This window comes from Kitasatospora sp. NPDC057940, from assembly GCF_042887425.1.
GTDB lineage: Bacteria > Actinomycetota > Actinomycetes > Streptomycetales > Streptomycetaceae > Kitasatospora.
In genome coordinates this window covers 19,934-42,891 of sequence record NZ_JBHVPH010000009.1, presented here as the reverse complement: position 1 = coordinate 42,891, position 22,958 = coordinate 19,934, and the positions used below count along the sequence as shown (strand labels likewise).

The following is a 22,958-nucleotide window of genomic DNA, read 5'->3' as shown; positions in this document are numbered from 1 at the left end:
TCCTGGACCGGACGGCCCCGCGCGGCGGGGCCTGGCCCGGCGTCAGTTCTTCGAACTGCCGAACAGGGCGTCCGCCCAGTCGCGCACGGTGTTGAACCAGCCCTGGACGTTGTCCCAGTAGTGCGGCAGCGGCGTGAAGTTCCACAGCGCGAACCCGGCCACCACCAGCACCACCAGCACCACCAGGCACCCCTTGAGGCAGCCGAGCCCGGGGATGTACATCCGGTTGCGGCTGCGCTGGCGCCGCTCGCGCGACGGGGCGGGCTCGCGGCGGTCCTGCTCGCGCGGCTCCTCCCGACGCTGCGATTCCTCCCGACGCTGCGGGGGCTCACGGTGCTGAGGGGGTTCGCGGTGCTGCGGGGACTCGCGGTGCTGCGGCGGCTCGGCCCGGCGCGGGACCGGGGTGGGCGGGGGCGGCGGCGGGTAGCCGCCCTGCGACTGTCCGTACGCGGCCGGGGCCGGCCGGTAGCCGCCGGGCGGCTGCGGGCGTCCACCGGGCCCGGGCTGCGGCTGGCCGCCGTGGCCGGTCTGCCCGGCCTGGTAGCCCTGACCTCCCTGGTAGGGCGGCGGGGCCACCGGCGGCCGCTGGGCGTACCCGGGCGGCGGCGGGCCCTGGCGCCGCTGGTCCGGGTGGTAGCCGGGCGGCGGCTGCTGCGGCTGGTAGCCCGGGCGACCGCCCGGCCCGGCCTGGAAGGGCCGCGGGGCGACCTGCGGGTCCTCGAAGTCCTCCGGGCCGAAGTAGCCGACCTGGGTCTGCTGGTTGCGGTCCCGGGCCGCCCGCAGCTGCGTCTGCCACGGGTGCGGCGTCTCCTCCCCCGGGACGCCCGGAGTGCCCGGAGCGCCCGGCGGGGGCGGCGGCACGACGGTGGGCGGCATCACCTGGGTGCGGTCCGGGGCCCCGAACGGCGGGGCGGGCGGCGGCTGGGTGCCCATCACCTGGGTCGCCCCGGCCGGGTCGTACTGCGGGGCCGGCGGGGCGGCCGGAGCCGCCGGCGACAGGCCGGGGACGCCCGCGCCCGCGCTCGGGACGGAGGTCGGGCGCGGGTCCGGCAGCAGCAGCGAGCCGACCGCGAGCGCCTCGTCCACCGCCGCCGGGGAGGCGTGCACCCCGACGCCGGCCGCCACCACCCGCAGCGCGCCGGCCAGCGAGGTCGCGGACGGCCGCTGCGCCGGGTCCTTGCGCAGGCAGCGCTCGATCACCGTCCACAGCGGCTCGGGCATGGTGCTGGGCCGCTGCGGCTCCTGCGCCAGGTGGGCGTGGAGGAGCGCGATCGCGCTGTCGCCCTGGAACGGCTGGCGGCCGGTGACCAGCTCGTACAGCATGATCCCGGCGCCGTAGACGTCCACCGCGGAGGTCTGCGGGCGGCCCTCGGCGGACTCCGGCGCGATGTAGGCGGGGGTGCCGACGAACTCGTGGGTGCGGGTGATGCCCGGGGAGTCGGCGAGGCGGGCGATGCCGAAGTCGGTCAGCATCGGGTGCATCTGCTCGGTGCCGTCCAGCACCGTGGAGGCGAGCAGCACGTTGGCCGGCTTGAGGTCGCGGTGGACGATCCCGTCCTCGTGGCTGGCCGCCAGCGCGTCCGCGACCTGGGCCATCAGCAGGGCGCCGGCGATCGGGCTGAACGGGCCGTTGGAACGCAGGTAGCGGGCCAGGTCGGGGCCGTCGATCAGGTCCATCACCAGGGCCAGCAGCTCGCCCTCGACCACCAGGTCGCGGACCCGGACGATGTTCGGATGGGTCAGTCGCAGCAGCAGCGAGCGCTCGCGCAGGAAGCGCATCACGACGTCCGGGTCGGCCGCCAGTTCCTCGCGCAGCACCTTGATCGCCACCAGCTGCCCGGGCTCGCTGCCGGGCACCTGGACGTCGGGGCGCACCCGGCCGCGCCAGACCGTCCCGGTGGCACCCCGTCCGAGGGTCTCCTCAAGCAGATACTTGCTGCCGACTGGCCGCACCTGTCGCACTCCTCGTCGTGCCGCCCGTGCGGGGCGCTCCTCCGCCGGTGCGGTGAGCCTGCCGGGCCCGTGTCTGCGGCCACTCTAACGGTGTCCGTTCAGGTTTTTGGGGCGACCGGCAGGCCATCCCGGAGGGGTTGGGGGACATCCCCTAGGGGAGTTCCCGGACGGGTTCGGCGGGCCCGCCGACGGGGCCCCCGCCGCACCGGTTGACCTGACCCTCCGTCGCCTCCACCATGGCGATGATCGCAAGATCGTCAAATCCGGTACGGTGCGCGGACTGTCCGTGACGGATGGCAGGATGGACACTCGCCACTCGTGTGGCCCAAAGGGTCGCCGCGGCCGCCCCGCGCGCCCGCGACGACACCGGGCAGCGGTACCAGGCTCCACACCAGCAGAAGGGACCCGCGGGCGAGATGCAGATCCGGCTGACCGTCCTCCGACCGCGCAGCGGCCCGACCGCCGTCGGCTCCGCCATCCCCTACGTGGACGTGCTGGTCACCGCACCCGTCGGCACCGCGCTCGGCGCGCTCGCGGGCGCCCTCGCGGGCGCCGTCGGCGTGCGCGGGCCCCGGGCCGCCACCCACGTGCACCTGTACGCCGGGGCGCACCGGGTCGACGAGCACACGCTGCTCGGCCACCCCCCGCTCCTCGACGGGGCCGTCCTCAGCCTCAACGAGCCCGACCCGACCGCCGACGACCCCGACGACACCCCCGCCGCCGCCGAACTGCGCGTGGTCGGCGGCCCGGACGCCGGCGGAGTGCACCGGCTGCACGGCCGGGAGATCCGGATCGGCCGCTCCGGCGAAGCCGACGTCCCGCTCGACGACCCCGACGTCTCCCGGCTGCACCTGGCCCTGCACCTCGCCGACGACGGCAGGATCACCGTCCGCGACCTCGGCTCCACCAACGGCACCACCCTGGACGGTCGGCTCGTCCCGCCCGGAGCCCCCGAGGAAGCCGTCCCGCTGGAAGCCGGCGCCCTGCTGCGCATCGGCGAATCCACCCTTCAGGTGGCCGCCCCCGACCCGGCCGACGGCACCGGCCGCGCCGCCCTGCCCGACGGCCACGGCCACCTCCAGCTCGCCGCCCCCGGCCCGGTCCGCCCCACCCCGCCGGTGGCCGAACCGCCGGCGGCCCCCGAACCCGCCCCCGGCCGCGGCCGCGGCCTGCTCTCGCTGCGGCTCGGCCGCACCGCCGAACCGCCCGGCCAGGAGAGCGCCGAACGCCACCACACCGCCGTACGGCTGCGCCAGGCCGCCGCCCAGCGCGAACGATGGCCGGATCTCGCCACCCTGCTGCTCAACGCCGTCGGCCCCGGCCCCCGGCTCTGGGAGCGCGGCCCCGGCCACCCCGACGCGCTCACCCTGCGCCTGGGCACCGCCGACCGCCCCGGCGGCCCCGGCACCTCACCCGGCACCATGCTGCCCGCCGTCCCCGTCACCCTCGACCTGCAGACCGCCGGCAGCCTCGGCCTCAGCGGCCCGCGCGAACGCCTGGACGCGCTCACCCGCGCCGTCGTCGCCCAGCTCGCCGCCCTGCACCCGCCGACCGGCCTGAGCCTGGTCGTCGTCGACGCCGACCAGGCCCGCACCCCCGAAGAACGTGCGGACACCTGGGCCTGGGCCCTCTGGCTGCCCCACCTGCGCCCCGTCGACGGCCAGGACTGCCGCCTGCTGCTCGGCCTCGACGACGAACAGGCCACCGCCCGGCTGACCGAACTCACCGCCCGGCTCAGCGGCCCGGCCGGCCTCGGCGGCCACCCCGCCACCGTCGTCGTGGTGGACGGCCGCCCGACCACCGAGACCGCCCGGCAGGCCGTCGACCTGCTGCTGCGCCAGGGCCCGGCCGTCGGCATCTTCCCGATCTGCCTCGCCGAGCAGCCCGAACTGCTCCCCCGCGGCCTCGGCGCCACCGCCCTGATCACCGGCGAGGTCGGCACCCAGCTCTCCCTCGACCGCCCCGTCGCCCGCGGCCGGGAGACCTTGCACGAGGTCTCCCTGGACGCCGTCTCCGACGCCTGGGCCGAACGGCTCGCCCGCGTGCTCGCCCCGCTGCGCGAGGCCGCCCCGGCCGCCCGCGGCCCGCTGCCCGACGCGCTGCGGCTGCTCGACCTGCTCCAGCTCGACACCGTCACCCCGGCCAAGCTGTCCGCCCGCTGGGCGGCGCACGCCGGCGGCATCGGCGCCGCCACCGCGCTGCTCGGCACCACCCGGGACGAGCTCTGCACGCTCGACCTGGCCGACCCCGAACTCGCCCTCCCCTCCCCCGACCCGGGCGGCCCGCACCTGCTCATCGGCGGCGCCCGCGGCTCCGGCAAGACCGAGCTGCTGCGCACCCTGGTCGCCTCGCTCGCCGTCTCCGAACGCCCCGAGCGCCTCACCGTCACCCTCATCGAGGGCCGCTCCACCGAGGACGGCCTGGACGGCTGCACCGAACTGCCGCACGTCACCGGCCTGGTGAACGCCGCCGACGACCCGCGGGCCGCGCTGCTCGCCGCGGAGGCCCTGGAGGACGAACTCGCCCTGCGCGAGCGGCTGTTCGACGGGCTGGACTTCGCCTCCTGGCACGCCGCCCGCATCCTGGACGGGCAGAGCCTGGACGCACAGGGCCTGGACGGGCAGAGCCTGGCTGGACAGAGCCTCGCCGGACACCCGGCCGTCCCCGTGCCCGCCGTCGTCGGCGCGGCCTCCGCCGCCACCCCGAAGATCATCCACCCGCGCAGCGGCGACGGCGCCCGGCCGGTCACCTCCCCCGCCGCCGCCCCCTGCCCCGCCCGCCTGGTCGTCGTCGTGGACGACTACGACGCCCTGCTCTCCCCCACCTCCCCGGCCGGCCGCCCGCTCGCCCGCGCCCTCGCGGCCGTCGCCCGCCACGGCGGCCCGCTCGGCGTCCACCTCGCGGTCACCACCGGCCACCCGGAGGAGAGCTCCGGCACCGAGGTCGACGAGGCCGCCCTGCTCCGCATCGCGCTGCGCACCGAGGACCCGGCCGACTCCGACCTGCTGATCCACCTCGGCGACGCGGCCGCCCTGCCCGAGGACACCCCCGGCCGCGGCTACCTGCGCCTGCCGGACGGCGGCGTCACCGCCTTCCAAGCCGCCCGGATCAGCGGCCGCATCCCGCGCACCGCCACCCTGCGCCCCACCGTCGTCGCGATCGACCCGCTCCAACTCGGCGCCCCGCCCGCCCGCCGTCCGGTCCGCGAACTCGGCAACGGCCCCACCGACCTCGCCCTCCTCGCCAGCGCCCTCCAACGCGCGGCCGCCCACTGACCGGGCGGCTGGGGCGCCGTACGGCTTTCCTCGGCCGAGGCGTCGCCGTCGATTCTCAGGAGCAGTACGTGTTGTGCTTGACCAGGGCGAGGCCGGCGACCTTGCCCTCGGCCATGGTGAACTCGTAGAACCAGTCCGGGCCGCCGTTGCCGCCCTCGGCCGGGAGTTCGTACTTGCCGTCCTCGGTCGGCTTGAGGGCCTTGCCCTCGTAGGCTCGCTTGAGCTCGTCCTCCGCCGAGCCGGCGCCGACTCCCTCGGCGGTGCGGGCGTCCGCCGGGGCGACCAGCTGGCGCAGGCCCTCGGTGCCGAAGTTGACCCGTCCGGTGGCCAGGAAGGCCTGGTCCCGGTTCTTACGGGCGGTCACGATGACGTCCGCCTCCTTGAACAGCGCGTCGGACTCCTGCCGTTCGGCGGCCTCCTGCTTCAGCCGCTCCTGGAGGCGCTCGCTGTGCTTCACCATCTGCTCCAGCGAGGCCCCGGGCGCCAGGGTCTCGAACGGCTTCCGGTTCGCCCGCATCTCGTCGATCCTGGCCAACGCCTTGTCGGACTTCGCGCGGGCCTCCGTCTCGGCCGCCATCCGGACCGGGTCCGGCGCCGGGCCGCCCTTGTACGCGTAGTCGGTGCAGCCGTTGAACAGCGAGACCGGCGACGGCTCCAGGGCTCCGGAGGCGAGTGCCTCGTCCTTGGTCATCGACAACTGCAGTCCGCGGTAGCCGCCGGTGCCGAACGGCTGCGGCGGCGTACTGGCCGCCGCCGCGGTCGCGCCGGTCTTCTGCCCCGCGTCCTTGCCGCCCTCGCAGGCCGCCGCTCCGGCCACGACCAGAGCCATCGTCAGTACGGCCCCCGCCGTGCGCGCGCTGCGCATCATCCCCACGGTGATCCCCTCCCCGGTGTCGATCACACACAGTAGCGAATATGCGGGCGTGATCCACAATCGGTTTCCACACCAGTGGAAGGGACGTCGCCGTGCACGGCCGACGACTGGTCACCCGTCCGCCGCCGTCTTCCGAAGGCGGCGGACGGCAGCTGCAGGTCAGTGGGCCGGGGGCTCGGCGGCGAGGCCGCGGGTGTAGTGGGCGGCGGCGAGGACCGAGGCCATCAACTCGGAGTCGAGCACGGAGGCGTCGGCCAGCCGGGTGGCCGCCGCATGGGAGGCGAGCAGCGTCTTGGTGACCCTCAGTGCCGCCTCGGGGCGACGGGTGACGGGCCTGACCCACTCGGCCACCGCCCCGTCCAGGTCCTGCTCGGGGACGACGCGTTGCAGGATGGCGAGCTCCCGCGCCTCCACCGCGCCGACCGGGCGGCTGGTGAGGATGATCTCGCGGACCCTGGCCGCGCCGACCTCGTGGAGCAGCCGGGGCAGCAGGCCGCCCCAGGCGACGGGCAGGCCCAGGGCCAGCTCGGGCAGCCGGAAGACGGCGTTGTCGGCGCCGACCCGCAGGTCGCAGGCGAGCGCCAGGGCGAAGCCGGCGCCGGTGGCCCGGCCCTGGACCCGCGCGACGGTCACGGCGGAGCTGTTGGTGAGGGCATCGCAGACCCTGCGGGCCTTCTCCCCGTAGCTCCGTATGCCGCCGCCGGTCGGGTCCTGGTCCAGGCCCGCGAAGAGTTCGTCGCGGTCGCCGCCGAGGCAGAAGTCCCGGCCGGCCCCGGACAGCACGATCACGCGCACGGCCGGGTCGGGTACGGCCAGCACGGCGAGGAGTTCGTCCAGCATGGCCGAGGTGACGGCGTTCCCGGTCGCCGGGCTGTCCAGCTCGATGTGGAGCACGGGGCCCTGGCGCTCGGTACGGACCGTACGGGCCACCACGGGCGCGGGAACGGGCTCCGGGGCGGGCGACACTACGGGCTCGGGGTACGGGTTCTGGTACGGGTTCGGGAGGTACGACGGCTGCGCCGCGTACGGCGGGTACTGCGGCACCTGGGGAACCTGGGGAACCTGCGGGGACACGTTCATGCGGCCACTCTCAGGGACGTCACCCGGTGGAAGACCATCCGGGGTGCGTACTCGGGCGGGCTCACCGCCCGCAGGGTCGGGAAGCGCCGCAGCAGCTGGCCGAGCAGGGCGCGCGCCTCCAGCCGGGCCAGGCCCGCGCCGAGGCAGTAGTGGGCGCCGCCGCCGAAGGTGAGGTGGGTGCCCCGGCGGAGCACGTCGAAGGCGTGCGGGTCCGGGTTGCGGCGCGGATCGCGGTTCGCCGCGCCGTACATCACGTGGACCATGGTGTCCTTGGGCAGGAACACCCCGGCCAGCTCGGTGTCCTCGCCCGCGACGCGGCTGTTGACGCGGATCGGCGGGTCGTAGCGCAGCGCCTCGTCGATCGCGTCGTCGATGTGCTCCGGCCGCTCCCGCAGCCACTCCCACCGGCCGGGCGACCGCAGCAGCGACCACACCAGCGAGGAGAGCAGCGTCGCCGTGGTCTCCAGCGAGGCGATGGTGACGAACATGGTGAGCTGGTAGACCATCCGGTCGGTGGCCTCGCGGTCGGACTCCAGCGCGTCCCAGGTGCGGATCCAGCCGGCGATCACGTCGTCGCCGTCGTTGTCGCGGCGCTCCCGGACGAGGCGGGTGAAGTACTCGCGCAGGTCCATGGTGGCCTGCTCGGAGACCGCCAGCTGGCTCTTGGTGGGCAGCAGTTCCTGCGCGTGCACCTGGTTGTGGGTCATCGTCAGGATGTGCGGGTAGTCCGCCGGGGCGATGTCCAGCCAGCGCCCGACGGTGCCGATCGGCAGCTGCTCGCTGACCAGGGACGAGAGGTCCGCCTCGCCGTCCGTCCGTATTCGCTCGGCCAGGCGGTCGAGCAGCCCGGTGACGTCGGCCTCGATCTCCGGCTGCATGTCCCGCAGGGTGGCGTGGTTGAAGAGGTTCCCGAGGCTGCGCCGCTGCCGGGTGTGCTCGGGGGCGTTGAGCCGGGAGAGCGTCCGGCTCATCTCCTGGGTGGCGACGGCCTCCCAGCGCTCCGTCCCGGTCTGCCGCTCCTGCCAGGCGAAGTCGGGGACGAGCCAGGTCCTGCCGCGCAGGACCTGGTCGCACGCGTCGTACCCGGTGACCAGGTAGCCGCCCCAGGGCGCGGGGACGAGGTCTCCCAGCGCCCGCAGCCCGTCGTAGACCGGGCTCGGGTCCGCGAGTCCCTCGGCCGACCGCAGCCTGCGCAGGAGCGGCACGGCGGCACGGCGGTCGACCACCCTTCCGTCCGGGCGCTCCGGGTCTGCGGGGCGGGCTTCCAACGTGGCGGTCACACGGGGCTCCTTACGCGCGGGCGGGCAGTACGGCGGCGATCTACCCAGCAACAGCGCGCTCAAGCGTCGATCCGTGTTGCCCCCGTCACGTACCCGCACCGCCGTCGGACCCCGTTCACACCGCGTTGGCGGAACGGCTTCCGACGGCGCGTCGGATCGGAGCCCGGGGCGTGTCAGACCCGGAAGACGTCCAGGAAGGCGCTCCACCACCCCTTCTTCTGCCCGGCCCGGCCCGGCGCGGGGGCGGTGGCCTGCGGGTACGCCTGCGTCGCCTCGGGGCCGCCGACCGGCGACCCGCCCGGCGCGGTGTCCGCACCCGCGGCCGGCCGCGTGGTGCGGGCGGGCGCCGGGCTGAACCGCACCGGCAGCGAGACCAGGCCGCGCTGGAACGGGCCCGGCCGCCACTCCACGCTCTCCGCGGGCACCGCGAGCGTGACGTCCGGGAGGGCGTTGAGCAGGCACTCGATCGCGCTCAGGGCGATCAGCTGGGCCGGGGACTTGGCCGGGCACGCGTGCGGACCGGCGCCCCAGGCCAGGTGGGCCCCCTTGCTGAGGGTCAGCCGGGCGTCCGTCAGCGCGGGGTCGCTGTTGGCGGCGGCGAAGCTGATCACCACCGGGCTGCCCGCGTCCATCGGGACCCCGCCCACGTCGAGGTCCTGCATCGGGTAGTGCGTGGCGTAGTTGGCGATCGGCGGGTTGTTCCACAGCACGTCGTCGAGGGCGTCCTCGATGCGCATTCCGGAGCGGCCCTCGCCGGACAGCAGCAGGAGCAGCGCGTTGCCGATCAGGTTGCGCTCGGGCTCGACGCCGGCGCCCATCAGCATGACCAGCTGGTCCTTGAGCTCCTCGTCCCGCAGGCCGGCCGGGTGCTGGATGAGCCACGAGGTGATGTCGTCGCCGGGCTGGCGGCGCTTCAGCGCGACCAGGTCCATCAGGCAGGCGGTCAGCTCCTCGTTGGCCTGGATCACGTCGAGGCCGTCGAAGAGCGCGGACATGCTGCGGGTCAGCCGGTCGCCGATGTCGGCCGGGCAGCCGAACAGCTGGTTGAACAGCAGCAGCGGCAGCAGCTTGGCGTAGTCGTTGAGCAGGTCGGCCCGGCCCAGCGGACTGAACTGGTCGATCAGGTAGCCGGCTATCCGCTCGACGTGCCGGTTGAGCCGGTTGTCGTTGAGCCGGCCCAGGCTCTCGGTGACGGCCTTGCGCAGCCGCAGGTGCTCGGCGCCGTCCGTGAAGAGGCAGTTGGGCCGGTAGAACATCATCGGCAGGACGGGGCTGTCCAGCGGCACCCGTCCCTCGTTGAGCGCCGCCCAGCGCCGCGAGTCCCGGGCGAACATCCCCGGGTTCTGCAGCACCCGCAGGGCGGCCTCGTGCGAGGTGACCAGGGTGGCCTCGACCCCCGGAGCCAGCTCAACCGGCGCGGCGGGGCCGTTGGCGCGCAGCTTGTCGTAGACCGCGCCGGGGTCGGACGAGAACATCTCCCCGTAGAGCGGTGTGCTCACGCCGACGTGCATCGGGCAGCCCTGCGGAGGCGACTGCGGGCCGGGTCGCTGCGGAGAATCCATGGGTCGTTCCTTGGAGGTGGCCCCGGGCGGGTGCGGACCCGGGAGGCGTGAGGGGAGGGAGGCGTGGGGGGGGTCAGGAGTCGCGGGGGGGGGGGATCAGGAGGCGCGGTCGAGCAGATGCCGGACGAGCGTCAGCAGGGCGTTGGCCGAGGAACGCTGGTCCCGCGCGTCGCAGAACACCACTGGGGTGTGCGGCAGCAGGTCGAGCGCCTCGCGCAGCTGGTCCTCGGTGTACTCGTCCTGCCGGTCGAAGCTGTTGACCGCCACGGCGTACTCCAGGCCGTACTGCTCGATCAGGTCGATGACGGGGAAGGTGTCCGCGAGGCGGGTCGGGTCGGCCAGCAGCAGCGCTCCCAGCGCGCCCCGCGCCATGTCCTCCCAGAGCTGCATGAACCGCTGCTGCCCCGGCGTGCCGAACAGGTACAGCACCAGGTCGTCGCCGAGCGTCAGCCGGCCGAAGTCCAGGGCGACGGTCGTGGTCTTCTTGTCCGGTACGCCGCGGAGGTCGTCGACGCGGATGGACGCCTGCGTCATGCTCTCCTCGGTGCTCAGCGGGGCGATCTCCGACAAGGCCCCGATGAGCGTGGTCTTGCCGACCGCGAAGTGGCCCACGACCAGGATCTTGACCGCGGTCGTCACCGCGCCCGGGACGTAGATGTCCTCAGGCGAACCGGCGTTGAAGTCCATGCAGTACCTTCTCTAGAAGTCTCGGATCCGGGGCCTGGGCCGGGGGCGGGGCCGACCGGCACAGCAACCGTCCCTCATGGATCAGGTCCGTCAGCAGCAGCCTCACGACCCCCACCGGCAGCTCCAGCCGGGCCGCGACCTCGGCCACCGAGAGGTAGCCGCCGGAGCACAGCTCCCAGATCGCCCGGGTCTCCGGGCTCGGCAGGGCAGGGAGGTCCTGCTCGGGCGCGACGGTGACCAAGGTGATCAGAGACAGGGCTTCCGCACTCGGTAACTCGCGCCCGCCGGTGATCACGTAGGAGCGGATGAAGCCGCCGGTGACCCGCTGTTCCTCGCCGCCGGCCGTCATGAGCCGCTGAGCGTGCTCTGGCGCGGCGCCGCCGACATCGCCCGTCCGAGCGCGCCCACCTGCTGCTGCATCCGGAAGGACATCGCCTCCATGTCGACGTCGGGGGCGGTGGAGGCGGCCAGGTACGCGCCGCTGCCGGCCGCGATCAGGAAGATCCAGCCGTGGTCGTACTCCAGCAGGGTCTGGCGCCAGACCCCGGCGCCTGCGCCGTCCCCGCCGACGAACGGGGCGACCGCGCGGCTCAGCGACTGCATCGAGCTCATCGCGGCGGCGTTGGTCTCCGCCTCGTCACGGCCTATCTCGCTGGACCGTTCGAGCAGGAGGCCGTCGGCGGAGACGAGGATGGCGTGCCGGGCGCCGGGGACCTGGAGTACGTCGTTGAGCACCCAGGAAAGATCGCGGCTCACTGGATCTCGGTTCCTTCCGTGTTCGTGGTGTTGCGCCCGGACAGCGTGCCGCGCTGGAACGCGCCGAGGCGGGACGGCGTGTTCTGGCCGGGGCTCCGCACCGGCGCCTCGGCCCGGCCGGGGTCCTGCGGGGAGGGGAGCACCGACACCGGGCGGTGACGGCGGCGGCGGGGCAGCTGCCCGTCCGCGGTCATCTCCGGTTCCGTCACCGCCGCCGCCGGCACCGGGGCCAGGGGCGCCGCCGGTTCGGGCAGCGACACGAGCCGCTGACCGGGGGCCTGCGCCCAGGCCGGCGCGGGCTGCTCCGCCGGCGGGGCCTGGTAGTCGCCGCGCGCGCCCTGGTGGTCACCGTGCGCGGCCTGGTGGTCGCCGTGCACGGCGGTGGCCGGGGCCGGGGCCGCGACCTCGCTGCTGAGCAGCTCGGCCGGCAGCAGCACCACGGCCCGCACGCCCCCGTACGGGGAGACCGAGTCGACGGAGACCCGGAAGCCGTAGCGGGCGGCCAGCATGCCGGAGACGGCGAAGCCGAACTTCGGGGGGTTGCCCAGGCTGGTGAGGCCGATCGGCGCGCCCGGGTTCAGGAGCACCGCCGCGCGGTCCTTCTCCTCCTGGCCCATGCCGAGGCCGGCGTCGTCGACGATCAGGCAGACGCCGGTGGGGACGGCCTGGACGCTGACCTCCACCGGGGTGTCCGGGGCGGAGTAGTTGGTCGCGTTGGCGAGCAGTTCGGACAGCACGACGGCGACCGGCTCGACGACCTTGCTGACGAGCGCGACGCTGACCTGGGAGTGGATCCGCACCCGGTCGAAGTGCCGGATCCGGCCCTGGGCGCTGCGGACCACGTCGTAGACCGAGGCGACGCTCTCACGGCGGCCCAGCCAGCCGCCGCAGAGCACCGCGATGCCCTGGGCACGCCGGCCGAACTGGCTGTTCGTGTGGTCGATCGTCATCAGGTCGGCCAGGATCTGCGGGCTGTCGCCGTACTTCCGCTGCACCTTGTCGATGACGACCTGCTGCTCGTCGGCCAGGCCCTGCAGCGTCCGCATCGCCGCCTTGAGGACGGCCTTGGTGTCCTCCTCGGCGTCGCGGCGGACGTCCGTCAGTTCGGACGCGTGCTGGCTCCGCAGGTGGTCGTGCAGCACGGCGAACTCGTCGCGCTGGCGCTGAGCCAGGGCGCTGGCCTCCTCCAGGGAAACGTTTCGCCGCCGCAGGGCGAGGTTCGTCCTGCGGGCCTGGAGGGCCGCTCCGACGGCTACGAGCATCACCACGATGAAGACCCAGAAAAAGGGTTCCTGCACAAATGACGTCATGAAACTCTCTTCAGGTGGCACCGTGTGGAGCCGGTCCGGGCCCCGAGGCGCGAATGGGACTGGCGGCCTGAACCCCCTCCGAAAGACACCTGATGTCACATCACATCGCGGTGCTTTCCGGCACGGGACCTGCGGCGACGCCTATCGCGGGGTCAGCCTACTGCAACTCCTGGCAGGTCAGAACAGCTACCAAAAAGGGCAGTTGGGGCGAAGTTCCACGCCCGACCGGGAACTCCGTTGGGACTCGGCGGACTTCGTAGCGCGACGTTAATCGCCAGGACATATCCCGACCACGCCCCGGCTCGTGCGCAGCGTGACGACTCCGTCACCATCCGGAATCCACCGCCCGCCGCCTTGCTGTGCCGTCGGCCGTCAGCGCATGGAACCCGTGCGCAGGAGGGTGCGGATGACGCGCATCGCGACCGAGAGGCTGGACAGCTCGTAGTTGTCCGAACCCCTTATGTCGTCGAGGGTGCTCTTGGCGCGGTTCAGCAGGGTGGAGTTGAGGTCCGCCCAGGCGGTGTAGCGCTCCTCGGGGGTGGCGCCCTCGGGGCCGCAGGCCAGGATGTCGGCGGTCAGCGCCGCGTGCGCCGCGAAGAGGTCCTCGCGGATCGCGGCCCGGGCCATGGACGACCAGCGGTCGGTGCGGGGCAGGTCGATGATGCGGTCGAGCAGGTGCGAGATCTGCAGGCGGTCGCCCAGGTCGTAGTAGAGCTCGGCGACCTCGGCGACGTCCTTGCCGGAGCGGTCCGCGACCTCGGTGATGTCCAGGGTCGGGAAGACCGAGGACAGCCCGGCGATCCGGGTGACCAGCTCGTCCGGCACGCCGGCCGCGGCGAGCTCGCCCTGGATGCCCTCGAACCAGGTCAGGTCCTCGCCGCGCAGCGGCTTGGGCAGCGAGCCCCAGACCTGGCTGACCCGGTCGTGGAAGAACTCGATGGTGCCGGCGATGTCGAGCGGCTGGCGGCGGTTGTTGAGCATCCACCGGGTGGCGCGCTCGACCAGGCGCCGCGAGTGCAGCCGCATCTTGGTCTGGATCCGGGCCGGGACCTTGTTGTCCAGGCCCTCGATCTCGGCCCAGATCTCCTCCAGGCCGAAGACGGCCCGCGCGGCGGTGTGCGTCCGGGCGATCTCCTCGTAGGTCGCGCCGGTCTCCTCCTTCAGGCGGAAGGCGAAGGTGCAACCACCGCGGTTGATCGTGTCGTTGACGATCAGCGTGGTGATGATCTCGCGGCGCAGCGCGTGGCTGTCGATCGCGTCGGCGAACTTCGCCCGCAGCGCGCTCGGGAAGTAGTCGTGCAGCGCGGTGCGGAAGTACGGGTCGTCCGGCAGGTCGGTGGCCAGCAGCTCGTCGGCCAGGATGATCTTGGTGTACGCGAGCAGGACGGACATCTCCGGCTGCGACAGGCCGCGGCCGCCCTGCTGGCGCTCGCGGATCTGGCGCTCGGCGGGCAGGAACTCCAGCCCCCGGTCGAGCCGGCCGGCCCGCTCGAAGCGGTTGATCATCCGGGAGTGGACGTTGACCATGCTGTGCGCCTGGGCGACGGCGTTGGCCAGTACCACGTTCTGCGCGTAGTTGTTGCGCAGCACCAGGTGGCCGACCTCGTCGGTCATCTCGGCGAGCAGGACGTTGCGCTGCTTGACCGTCATGTCGCCGTCGGCGACGACCTGGTTGAGCAGGATCTTGATGTTGACCTCGTGGTCCGAGGTGTCCACGCCGGCCGAGTTGTCGATGGCGTCGGTGTTGATCCAGCCGCCGGTGCTCTCGGGGCCGCCGACCGCGGCGTACTCGATGCGGCCGAGCTGGGTGCAGCCCAGGTTGCCGCCCTCGCCGATGACGCGGGCCCGGACCTGGTCGCCGTTGACGCGGATGGCGTCGTTGGCCTTGTCGCCGACCTCGGCGTTGGTCTCGGTGGAGGCCTTGACGTAGGTGCCGATGCCGCCGTTCCAGAACAGGTCGACCGGCGCCTGGAGGATCGCCTTCATCAGCTCGGCCGGGGTGAGCCGGGCCTCCTGGATGCCCAGGACGGCGCGGACCTGCGCGCTGACCTGGATCGACTTGGCGCTGCGCGGGAAGACCCCGCCGCCGGTCGAGATCAGCGACTTGTCGTAGTCGTCCCAGGAGCTGCGCGGCAGCTCGAACAGGCGGCGGCGCTCGGCGTACGAGGCGGCGGCGTCCGGGTTCGGGTCGAGGAAGATGTGGCGGTGGTCGAAGGCGGCGACCAGGCGGATGTGCTCGCTGAGCAGCATGCCGTTGCCGAAGACGTCGCCGGACATGTCGCCGATGCCGATGACCTTGAAGTCCTCGGTCTGGGTGTCGACGCCGAGCTCGCGGAAGTTGCGCTTGACCGACTCCCAGGCGCCGCGGGCCGTGATGCCCATGCCCTTGTGGTCGTAGCCGGCCGAGCCGCCGGAGGCGAACGCGTCGCCCAGCCAGAAGCCGTAGGACTCGGCGACGCCGTTGGCGATGTCGGAGAAGGTCGCGGTGCCCTTGTCGGCGGCGACGACGAGGTAGGTGTCGTCCTCGTCGTGGCGGACGACGTCGGCCGGGTGGACGACCTCGCCGGCGACCAGGTTGTCGGTGATGTCGAGCAGCGCGGAGATGAACGTCTTGTACGAGGAGATGCCCTCGGCCAGCCAGGCGTCCCGGTCGACCGACGGGTCCGGCAGCTGCTTGGCGACGAAGCCGCCCTTGGCGCCGACCGGCACGATGACGGTGTTCTTGACCATCTGCGCCTTGACCAGGCCGAGGATCTCGGTGCGGAAGTCCTCGCGCCGGTCGGACCAGCGCAGACCGCCGCGGGCGACCTTGCCGAAGCGCAGGTGCACGCCCTCGACCTGCGGCGAGTACACCCAGATCTCGAACGCGGGGCGCGGGGCCGGCAGGTCCGGGATGGCCTTCGGGTCGAACTTCATCGACACGTAGGAGTGCCAGTCACCGGAGCCGTCGTGCTGGAAGAAGTTGGTCCGCAGGGTGGCCGTGATGAGGTGCAGGAAGGAGCGCAGGATGCGGTCCTCGTCCAGCGAGACGACCTCGTCGAGCGCGCCGGACAGCTCCTCCAGGATGCCCTCGGTCAGCTCGGCGGCGCCCTGCTGGTGGCTGGGGCTCAGCCGGGCCTCGAACAGGTTGACCAGCAGCCGGGTGGTGTGGGTGTTGTTGCGGAGCGCGTCCTCCATGTAGTCCTGGGAGAACGTGGAGCCCGCCTGGCGCAGGTACTTGGCGTACGCGCGCAGCACCGTCGCCTGGCGCCAGGTCAGCCCGGCGGTGAGGACCAGCTCGTTGAAGCCGTCGTTCTCGGCCTTGCCGGTCCAGGTGGCGGCGAAGGTCTCCTGGAAGCGCTCGCGGGCCTCGTCGGTGAGCTCGGTGGCCTCGCGCAGCTTCAGGCCGAAGTCGTACACCCACGCGGTGGTGCCGTCGGAGCGGCGCAGCGCGTACGGGTGCTCGTCCAGCACCTCGACGCCCAGGCGCTGGAGCACCGGCAGGACCTCGGTGAGCGAGATCGGGCCGCCGACCCGGTAGACCTTGAAGCGGCGCTCGTCGTCGCCCGCGCCGACCGGCTGGTACAGGTTGAGGCGGAAGTCGCCCTCGCCGTGCAGCGACTCGATCTGCTTGATGTCGGCGACGGCGGTGCGCGGCGGGAAGTCGGCGCGGTAGCCGTCGGGGAAGGCGTTGGCGTACTTGTGGCCGAGCTCGGCGGCCTTCTCCTCGCCCAGTTCGGTGTGCAGCTGGTCGTGGAAGCCGTCCATCCAGAACCGGGCGGCCTCGGCGAGGCGGTTCTCGATCCGCTCGATGTCGGAGTCGGTGAGCTGCGGCAGTTCGGTGCCGGGGGCGACGCGGACCACGAAGTGCAGACGGGTCAGCACCGACTCGGTGGCGTACACCGTGTAGTCGATGGTGGCGCCGTTCAGCTCCTCCTTGAGGATGTCGGTGAGCAGCAGCCGGATCCGGGTGGTGTAGCGGTCGCGCGGCAGGTAGATGAACGCGGAGAAGTAGCGCCCGTACTCGTCCTGGCGCAGGAAGAGCCGCAGCTTACGGCGCTCCTGGAGGTACAGCACGCTGGTGGCGATGGAGATCAGCTCGGAGGCCGCGGTCTGGAACATCTCGTCCCGCGGGAAGGTCTCCATGATCTGCAGCAGGTCGCGGCCGTCGTGGCTCTCGCTGGAGAAGCCGGAGCCTTCGAGCACCTCCTGCACCTTGCGGCGCACGACCGGGATGCGGGTGACCGACTCGGTGTAGGCGGCGGAGGAGAACAGGCCGAGGAAGCGGCGCTCGCCGATCGGCTCGCCGGCGGCGTTGAACTTCTTGACGCCGACGTAGTCCAGGTAGGACGGGCGGTGCACGGTGGAGCGGCTGTTGGCCTTGGTGAGGACCAGCAGCTTCTTCTCGTGGGCCTTGGCGCGGACCGGCGCGGAGAGGCGGCCGAAGGCCTCGCTGGCCGGGTGGTGGTGGTCGTCGTGGCCGCGCGGGTCGGAGCGCAGGATGCCGAGGCCGGTCCCGGCGACGGCCTTCAGGACCTCCTCGCCCTCGTGCTCGACCAGGTCGTACTCGCGGTAGCCGAGGAAGGTGAAGTGGTCGTCGGCGAGCCAGCGCATCAGCTCCCAGGCCTCGCCGACCTCCTGCTCGGGCAGGCCGGTCGGGGGCTCCTCGGCGAGCTCGTCGGCCAGGCGCAGCGCGCTCTCGCGCATCTTGCTCCAGTCCTCGACGACCTCGCGGACGTCGCCGAGCACCCGGCGCAGGTCGGCCTCGATCGCACGCAGGTCGTCGCGGTCGGTCTCGCGGTCGATCTCGATGTGCATCCACGACTCGACGGTCGCGTCGGCGGGCCACTCGGTGCCGGCGGCCTGGCTGCGGGAGCAGGCGTCGACGTCCAGGATCTCCAGCAGCTTGCCGGTGATGTCGCGGCGGACGACCAGCTGGGGGTGGATCACGACGTGGATGGCGCGGTCCTGGCGGGACAGCTCGTTGGTGACGGAGTCGACCAGGAAGGGCATGTCGTCGGTGACGACCTCGACCACGGTGTGGCCGCAGGACCAGCCGTTCTCCTCGACCGAGGGGGTGTACACCCGCACCTCGGCGGTGCCCTGCGGGCGCTTGAGGCCCAGCCGGTAGTGGGAGGCCGCCGCGCCGTAGACGTCGACCGGGTCGCGGTCGACCAGGTCCTCGGGCGCGGTGTGGAGGTAGTAGTGGTGCAGGTACGCGGTCAGAGCGCCGTTGCTCAGACCTTCCCCCGGCGCCGCTCCCCCCACCTGGCTGTTCTCAGCGGCTGCGGCTGCCTTCTTGAGCAGGTCGGCCTTGGCTGCGTCCAGCTTGGTCTGCATGACTTCTTGGCTCCTGTCGCGCGCCGTTGCGTGACTCGGTGGTGTGTGGGTGTACACCGACGGGTCACTCGCAATCCTGCCGCACCTTCCAACTGAAAAGGCTTCATGGCGCGCATGAAATACCTTCGCAGTGGGTAGGACGATTCGTCCTGCGGAGCCACCCGACGACGCCAGCCAGCCTAACCGGATCAATCGAAGGTGGACAGGGACAGGGAGGCGCAAACCCGCAGGATGATCGGTCCGTCCTGGACACCATGTCCAAACCGGAGCCCCCCGTTCACTCTCAGCCCATGTGCGGGTACCGCAGGTCGGTGGGGGGAACGAAGGTCTCCTTGATCGCGCGGGCCGAGGTCCAGCGCAGGAGGTTCTGGGCGGAGCCCGCCTTGTCGTTGGTCCCGGAGGCCCGTCCGCCGCCGAAGGGCTGCTGGCCGACGACCGCGCCGGTCGGCTTGTCGTTGATGTAGAAGTTCCCGGCGGTGAACCGCAGCGCCTCGACCGCCTGGGCGATGGCGTAACGATCCTGCGCGATCACCGAGCCGGTCAGGCCGTACGGGGCGCCGGAGTCGACCCGGCGCAGCACGTCCTCCCAGCGGGCGTCCTCGTAGACGTGGACGGCCAGGATCGGACCGAAGTACTCCGTCCGGAAGATCTCGTTGCGGTAGTCGGAGGAGACCAGGACGGTCGGCCGGACGAACCAGCCGATCGCGTCGTCGTACTGGCCGCCCGCCGCCAGCTCGATCGTCGGATCGGCCTTGGCCCGTTCGATGGCGTCCCGGTTCTTCTCGAACGCGCGCCGGTCGATGAGGGCGCCCATGAAGTTGGAGAGGTCGGTGACGTCGCCCACCGTGAGCGCGTCCACCTCGGCCACCAGCTCGTCCTTGATCTTCTGCCAGAGGCTGCGCGGCAGGTAGGCCCGGGAGAGCGCCGAACACTTCTGGCCCTGGTACTCGAACGCGCCGCGGACCAGCGCCGCCTTCAGGATCGCCGGGTCGGCCGAGCGGTGGGCCAGCAGGAAGTCCTTGCCGCCGGTCTCGCCGACGATCCGCGGGTACGTCCGGTAGCCGCCGATGTTGGCGCCGACGGTCTGCCAGAGCGACTGGAAGGTGGCGGTGGAGCCGGTGAAGTGCAGCCCGGCGAGCGCCGGGTCGGCGAGGGCGACCGCGGACAGCTGGACGCCGTCGCCGGTGACCAGGTTGACCACCCCGGGCGGCAGACCGGCCGCCTCCAGCAGCCGCATCAGGTAGTGCGCGGCCAGGGTCTGGGTCGGCGCGGGCTTCCAGACCACGGTGTTGCCCATCAGGGCGGGCGCGGTCGGCAGGTTGCCGGCGATCGCGGTGAAGTTGAACGGGGTGATCGCGTAGACGAAACCCTCCAGCGGACGGTGGTCCACCCGGTTCCAGACGCCCGGTGCGGAGACCGGCTGCTCGGCCAGGATCCGCCGGGCGAACTGGACGTTGAACCGCCAGAAGTCGATCAGCTCGCAGGCGGAGTCGATCTCGGCCTGCTGCGCGGTCTTGGACTGGCCGAGCATGGTGGCCGCGTTGAGGGTCTCCCGCCAGGGCCCGGCCAGCAGGTCGGCGGCCCGCAGGAAGACCGCCGCCCGGTCGTCGAAGGACAGCGACCGCCACTGCCGGCCCGCCGCGAGCGCCGAGTCCACCGCCGCGCGGGCGTCCTCCCGGGTGGCGTTGCCGAGCACCCCCAGCTTGGCGGCGTGGTGGTGCGGCTGGACGACGTCGATCCGCTCACCGCCGCCGAACCGCTGCTCGCCGCCGATGGTCATCGGCAACGGGATCTGCTCGGCCGCCAGCTCGTCCAGCCGCCGGACCAGCCGGTCCCGCTCCGGGCTGCCGGGCGCGTACCCCAGCACCGGCTCGTTGACCGGTAGGGGCACCTCGGTGACTGCGTCGATCGGCATGGCGGCTCCGTCCTGCTGACTGCTCCGGTGGGAAGGCCCGATCCACCGGACAGGCCCTGGTCCAGCCTGACCAGCGGCCGCGCGATCCGCCCGCTCAGACACGCGGACGGCGGACGTGGCGCCCGCCACGCCCGCCGCGGCCGGTCAGCCCCGCCCCAGCCGCCCGGCCAGCTCGACCGCCTCCGCCAGGCTGTCCACCACCGGCACCCCGAGCGGCTCCAGCTTCTCCCGGGTGTGCGAGCCGCCGGTGTAGAGCACCGCGTGCGCACCCGCGCCCAGGGCCGCCCGGGCGTCGTCCGCGGCGTCGCCGATCAGCACCGTACGGGCAGGGTCCACCCGCTCGCCGAGGGCGGCCAGGTGCCGGGCCAGCTGCTCCGCCTTCTGGCCGCCGGACGGGCCGCTGCGGCCGTCCACCCGCAGGAACCGGCCGGTCAGGCCGAAGGCGTCGACCAGCGGCAGCAGCCTCTCGTGCTCGTACATCGACAGCAGCGACTGGCTGTGCCCGGCCTCCCGCCAACCGTCCATCAGCTCGTGCACGCCGTCCGTCAGCCCGCAGGCCGGGCTCAGCTCCCGGTAGCGGTCCTGGAAGGCCTCGTCCAGCCGGAGCCACTCCTCCTGGGACGGCATCCGGCCGAGCAGCCGCTCGTAGAACCGGGGGATCGGGATCTCGTACTGCTCGCGGTACTCCAGCATGGTCATCGGCCCGACGCCGATGGTCGCGAACGCGGCGTTGCTCGCGCCGAGCACCGCCTCCATGTCGTGGAAGAGCGTGCCGTTCCAGTCCCAAACGATGTGTGTAGCCACGCCCGGAACGGTAACCCCGACCACCGACACGCCGGTAGGACGGGGCTCACGCACCCCGCTGCTCCGCTCGGGCGCGACCGGCCGGTCAGGCCAGCAGCGCGGAGATCTCCTGGGTGGCGAACCAGAGCAGGTCGTGGTCCTCGGCCCCGTCCACGGTGAACTGGGCGTCCTGGTCGCCCGCGTCGGCCGCGGCCACCGCCGCCACCGCCGCCGCGACGTCCTCGACCACCTCGCCGTCGGCGACGTCCGCGTGCACCGCCGCCGCCTTCGCCAGCGGCAGCGGGCCGGCCAGCACCACCCGGCCGAGCGAGGCCTGGTCCTGGTACTCGTCGCCGGGGAACGGCCGGACGGCCGAGTCCGCCACGTCCAGGGCCACCACGACCCGGCGGCGCGGGGCGTCCGGGTCAGCGGCCAGCAGCCGCAGGGAGGACTGCGCGGCCCGGTTCAGCGCCGCGTACTCCAGCTCCTCCAGGTCGTCACTGACGTACCACTCGCGCAGCGCGGGCGTCACGGCGTAGGCCGCGGACTGGTCCAGGGCACCACCCGGGTGCGCCGCCGCCAGGCCGTTCAGGGTGGTGGGCACGTACACGCGCATCGGTGGCACTCTCCGGTTCGTCCAGCGGCACAGCTTCCAGCGCCCCAAGAATAAGCGCCGCCGGGCCGGGCGTGATCACCTCGGCCCGACTCAGCGGGCGGCCCGCAGGGCCTCACCGCACGTGCGCAGGGCGCTCTCCAGCACCGCGTCGCGGCGGGCCGGGTCCATCATGTTCGGGCCCATCACGGCCAGGTCGGCCGGCGTCGGCGCGAGCATCCGCACCCGTACGCCCTCGGCCCGCAGCAGCACGGCCTCGCGCAGCAGCTGCCGGGTGACGGCGCGGCGGTAGCGGCTGACCAGCTGGGCCAGCACGCCGCGCGGGCGGTCCCGGGCGCGCCACTCGCGCAGCGCGGCGAGGGAGCCCGCGAGCCCGCTGGTGCCGGCGACCCCGCCGGCGTCGGCGCCTTCGGCACGGTCGGTGCGGTCGGTGCGGGGGCGCAGCCGCAGGGCCATCGGGGCGAGCACGTACACCTCGTCCAGGCCGCGGCCGAGCAGCAGGTCGGCGTTGGTGGCGGACCAGCAGCCGCCGTCCACGTACGCCGAACCGTTCAGCCGCACCGGCGCGAACCAGCCGGGGATCGAGCAGGAGGCCATCACCGCGTCGGCGACCGCGACCGCCGGGGCGTCCGGGTCCCCGAAGACCACCCGGCGGCCGCTGCGGTAGTCCACGGCCGCCACCCGCAGCACCGCGGCCCCGGCGCCGGCCTCGCCGTCGGCGCCCGGCGGCGGCCAGCCGCCCGGGCCGAGCAGGCCGCGCACCAGCTCGCCGACCGGGGCCAGCGAGCCGCGGCCGGGCGGCGCCATCGCCGACACCATGGTCAGCAACGGGTACTCGCGCGGGTGCCGCACGGCGTCCCGCAGCAGGCCGGGCGAGCCGATGCCCGCCCCGGGACGGGGCGGCAGCGCGCCGCCGGCGGCCGTGTCGTAGTCGAAGTCCACCCCGGCCAGCGGGCCGTCGGTGATCGGCAGGCCGCGCTGGTGGTCACGCAGTTGCTCGGTGCGGACCCCGCCGGCCAGCATCGCGCCGAGGATCGAGCCCGCCGAGGTGCCGAGCAGCACGTCCGCGCGGCCAGGCCGCCAGCCGGTGGCCTCCTCGACGGCGCAGAGCGCGCCGACCGTCCAGGCCGCGCCGAGCATCCCGCCGCCGCCCAGCACCAGGCCGCGCCGGGGTGCGTCCCCGGTCGGCGGGGCGGTGCCCGCGGCTGCCGGAGCCGGAACCGCCGCTGCCCGTGTCGTCATCGCGGCCGCCCCTCGTCGTGGGTGCGGTCGTGGCCGCCCGGCCCCGTCCCGCTCCGCGCGGTTCCCGATCAGGCTCCGATGGTGCGCGCCGACGGCCGGGCACCGCAACGGGGGCGGCGATCCGGGCCACCCGGTCCGGCGCATCGAACCGTCCTCTTTCGGACCGTACGGCCCGTCCACGCACGTCAATCGGGCACCGCACGACCGCGCGCCGGGCCCGGCACCGCACTGATCGATTCACTCGGATAGGTGAACTTGCCGGTCACTCCGGGAGCAGCGGCAAAAGCCCTTGCCGCCCGACGCGGCCCA

Annotated in this window: 15 protein-coding genes; 1 reads left to right on the top strand and 14 read right to left on the bottom strand. The window is 73.4% G+C overall.

What is annotated here, in order from left to right; translation table 11 throughout:
• Positions 1-42: 42 nt before the first annotated feature.
• The gene (locus tag ACFVTF_RS16610; protein WP_387814166.1) at positions 43-1,953 is read right to left on the bottom strand and encodes a serine/threonine-protein kinase; all 1,911 of its coding nucleotides are present in this window, start codon (positions 1,951-1,953) and stop codon (positions 43-45) included.
• 320 nt (positions 1,954-2,273) lie between these two features.
• On the opposite strand from ACFVTF_RS16610, the gene ACFVTF_RS16605 reads away from it, so the two are divergent.
• A complete protein-coding gene (locus tag ACFVTF_RS16605; protein ID WP_387814164.1) occupies positions 2,274-5,228 on the top strand; it encodes an FtsK/SpoIIIE domain-containing protein in 2,955 nt (984 codons plus the stop codon).
• 55 nt (positions 5,229-5,283) lie between these two features.
• Here ACFVTF_RS16605 and ACFVTF_RS16600 read toward each other — a convergent pair whose 3' ends face one another.
• From ACFVTF_RS16600 to ACFVTF_RS16540, 13 genes are all read right to left on the bottom strand, one after another.
• Positions 5,284-6,129 carry a hypothetical protein gene (locus ACFVTF_RS16600; protein WP_387814162.1) on the bottom strand — a complete coding sequence of 282 codons (846 nt, stop codon included), beginning with the start codon at positions 6,127-6,129 and terminating at the stop codon, positions 5,284-5,286.
• Positions 6,130-6,261: 132 nt separating this feature from the next.
• Entirely contained in the window at positions 6,262-7,182 is a 921-nt protein-coding gene (locus ACFVTF_RS16595) for an enoyl-CoA hydratase/isomerase family protein (protein WP_387814160.1), read from the bottom strand.
• Positions 7,179-8,369, bottom strand: coding sequence for a cytochrome P450 (locus tag ACFVTF_RS16590; protein WP_387814397.1), 1,191 nt, complete (start codon positions 8,367-8,369; stop codon positions 7,179-7,181). The genes ACFVTF_RS16595 and ACFVTF_RS16590 overlap by 4 nt, the downstream gene beginning before the upstream one ends.
• Positions 8,370-8,635: 266 nt before the next feature.
• A complete protein-coding gene (locus ACFVTF_RS16585; protein ID WP_371518629.1) occupies positions 8,636-10,024 on the bottom strand; it encodes a cytochrome P450 in 1,389 nt (462 codons plus the stop codon).
• A gap of 96 nt (positions 10,025-10,120) precedes the next feature.
• The gene (locus tag ACFVTF_RS16580; RefSeq protein WP_350881092.1) at positions 10,121-10,711 is read right to left on the bottom strand and encodes an ATP/GTP-binding protein; all 591 of its coding nucleotides are present in this window, start codon (positions 10,709-10,711) and stop codon (positions 10,121-10,123) included.
• A complete protein-coding gene (locus ACFVTF_RS16575; protein WP_350881090.1) occupies positions 10,686-11,060 on the bottom strand; it encodes a DUF742 domain-containing protein in 375 nt (124 codons plus the stop codon). The genes ACFVTF_RS16580 and ACFVTF_RS16575 overlap by 26 nt, the downstream gene beginning before the upstream one ends.
• Positions 11,057-11,467, bottom strand: coding sequence for a roadblock/LC7 domain-containing protein (locus ACFVTF_RS16570; protein ID WP_350881088.1), 411 nt, complete (start codon positions 11,465-11,467; stop codon positions 11,057-11,059). Before ACFVTF_RS16570 ends, ACFVTF_RS16575 begins: the two co-directional genes overlap by 4 nt.
• Positions 11,464-12,777, bottom strand: coding sequence for an ATP-binding protein (locus ACFVTF_RS16565; protein ID WP_387814157.1), 1,314 nt, complete (start codon positions 12,775-12,777; stop codon positions 11,464-11,466). The genes ACFVTF_RS16570 and ACFVTF_RS16565 overlap by 4 nt, the downstream gene beginning before the upstream one ends.
• Before the next feature lie 372 nt (positions 12,778-13,149).
• Positions 13,150-18,096, bottom strand: a complete 4,947-nt coding sequence (locus tag ACFVTF_RS16560; protein ID WP_387814155.1) for an NAD-glutamate dehydrogenase — start codon at positions 18,094-18,096, stop codon at positions 13,150-13,152.
• 283 nt (positions 18,097-18,379) lie between these two features.
• Positions 18,380-20,005: an L-glutamate gamma-semialdehyde dehydrogenase gene (pruA, locus tag ACFVTF_RS16555; RefSeq protein ID WP_371522810.1), complete on the bottom strand. Its 1,626-nt coding sequence runs from the start codon at positions 20,003-20,005 to the stop codon at positions 18,380-18,382.
• A gap of 150 nt (positions 20,006-20,155) precedes the next feature.
• Complete coding sequence (locus tag ACFVTF_RS16550; protein WP_387814154.1) at positions 20,156-20,815, bottom strand: HAD family hydrolase; 660 nt, start codon at positions 20,813-20,815, stop codon at positions 20,156-20,158.
• A gap of 85 nt (positions 20,816-20,900) precedes the next feature.
• Positions 20,901-21,410: a DUF6912 family protein gene (locus ACFVTF_RS16545; RefSeq protein ID WP_350881082.1), complete on the bottom strand. Its 510-nt coding sequence runs from the start codon at positions 21,408-21,410 to the stop codon at positions 20,901-20,903.
• 90 nt (positions 21,411-21,500) lie between these two features.
• The gene (locus ACFVTF_RS16540) at positions 21,501-22,649 is read right to left on the bottom strand and encodes a patatin-like phospholipase family protein (RefSeq protein ID WP_387814152.1); all 1,149 of its coding nucleotides are present in this window, start codon (positions 22,647-22,649) and stop codon (positions 21,501-21,503) included.
• Between the last annotated feature and the right edge of the window lie 309 nt (positions 22,650-22,958).

Excerpts from the sequence above, each read along its gene's own strand:
- ACFVTF_RS16580 (WP_350881092.1), bottom strand. The coding sequence starts at position 10,711 with ATGGACTTCAACGCCGGTTCGCCTGAGGACATCTACGTCCCGGGCGCG.
- ACFVTF_RS16560 (WP_387814155.1), bottom strand. The coding sequence starts at position 18,096 with ATGCAGACCAAGCTGGACGCAGCCAAGGCCGACCTGCTCAAGAAGGCA.
- ACFVTF_RS16575 (WP_350881090.1), bottom strand. The coding sequence starts at position 11,060 with ATGACGGCCGGCGGCGAGGAACAGCGGGTCACCGGCGGCTTCATCCGC.
- ACFVTF_RS16595 (WP_387814160.1), bottom strand. The coding sequence starts at position 7,182 with ATGAACGTGTCCCCGCAGGTTCCCCAGGTTCCCCAGGTGCCGCAGTAC.
- ACFVTF_RS16540 (WP_387814152.1), bottom strand. The coding sequence starts at position 22,649 with ATGACGACACGGGCAGCGGCGGTTCCGGCTCCGGCAGCCGCGGGCACC.
- ACFVTF_RS16545 (WP_350881082.1), bottom strand. The coding sequence starts at position 21,410 with ATGCGCGTGTACGTGCCCACCACCCTGAACGGCCTGGCGGCGGCGCAC.
- ACFVTF_RS16565 (WP_387814157.1), bottom strand. The coding sequence starts at position 12,777 with ATGACGTCATTTGTGCAGGAACCCTTTTTCTGGGTCTTCATCGTGGTG.
- ACFVTF_RS16585 (WP_371518629.1), bottom strand. The coding sequence starts at position 10,024 with ATGGATTCTCCGCAGCGACCCGGCCCGCAGTCGCCTCCGCAGGGCTGC.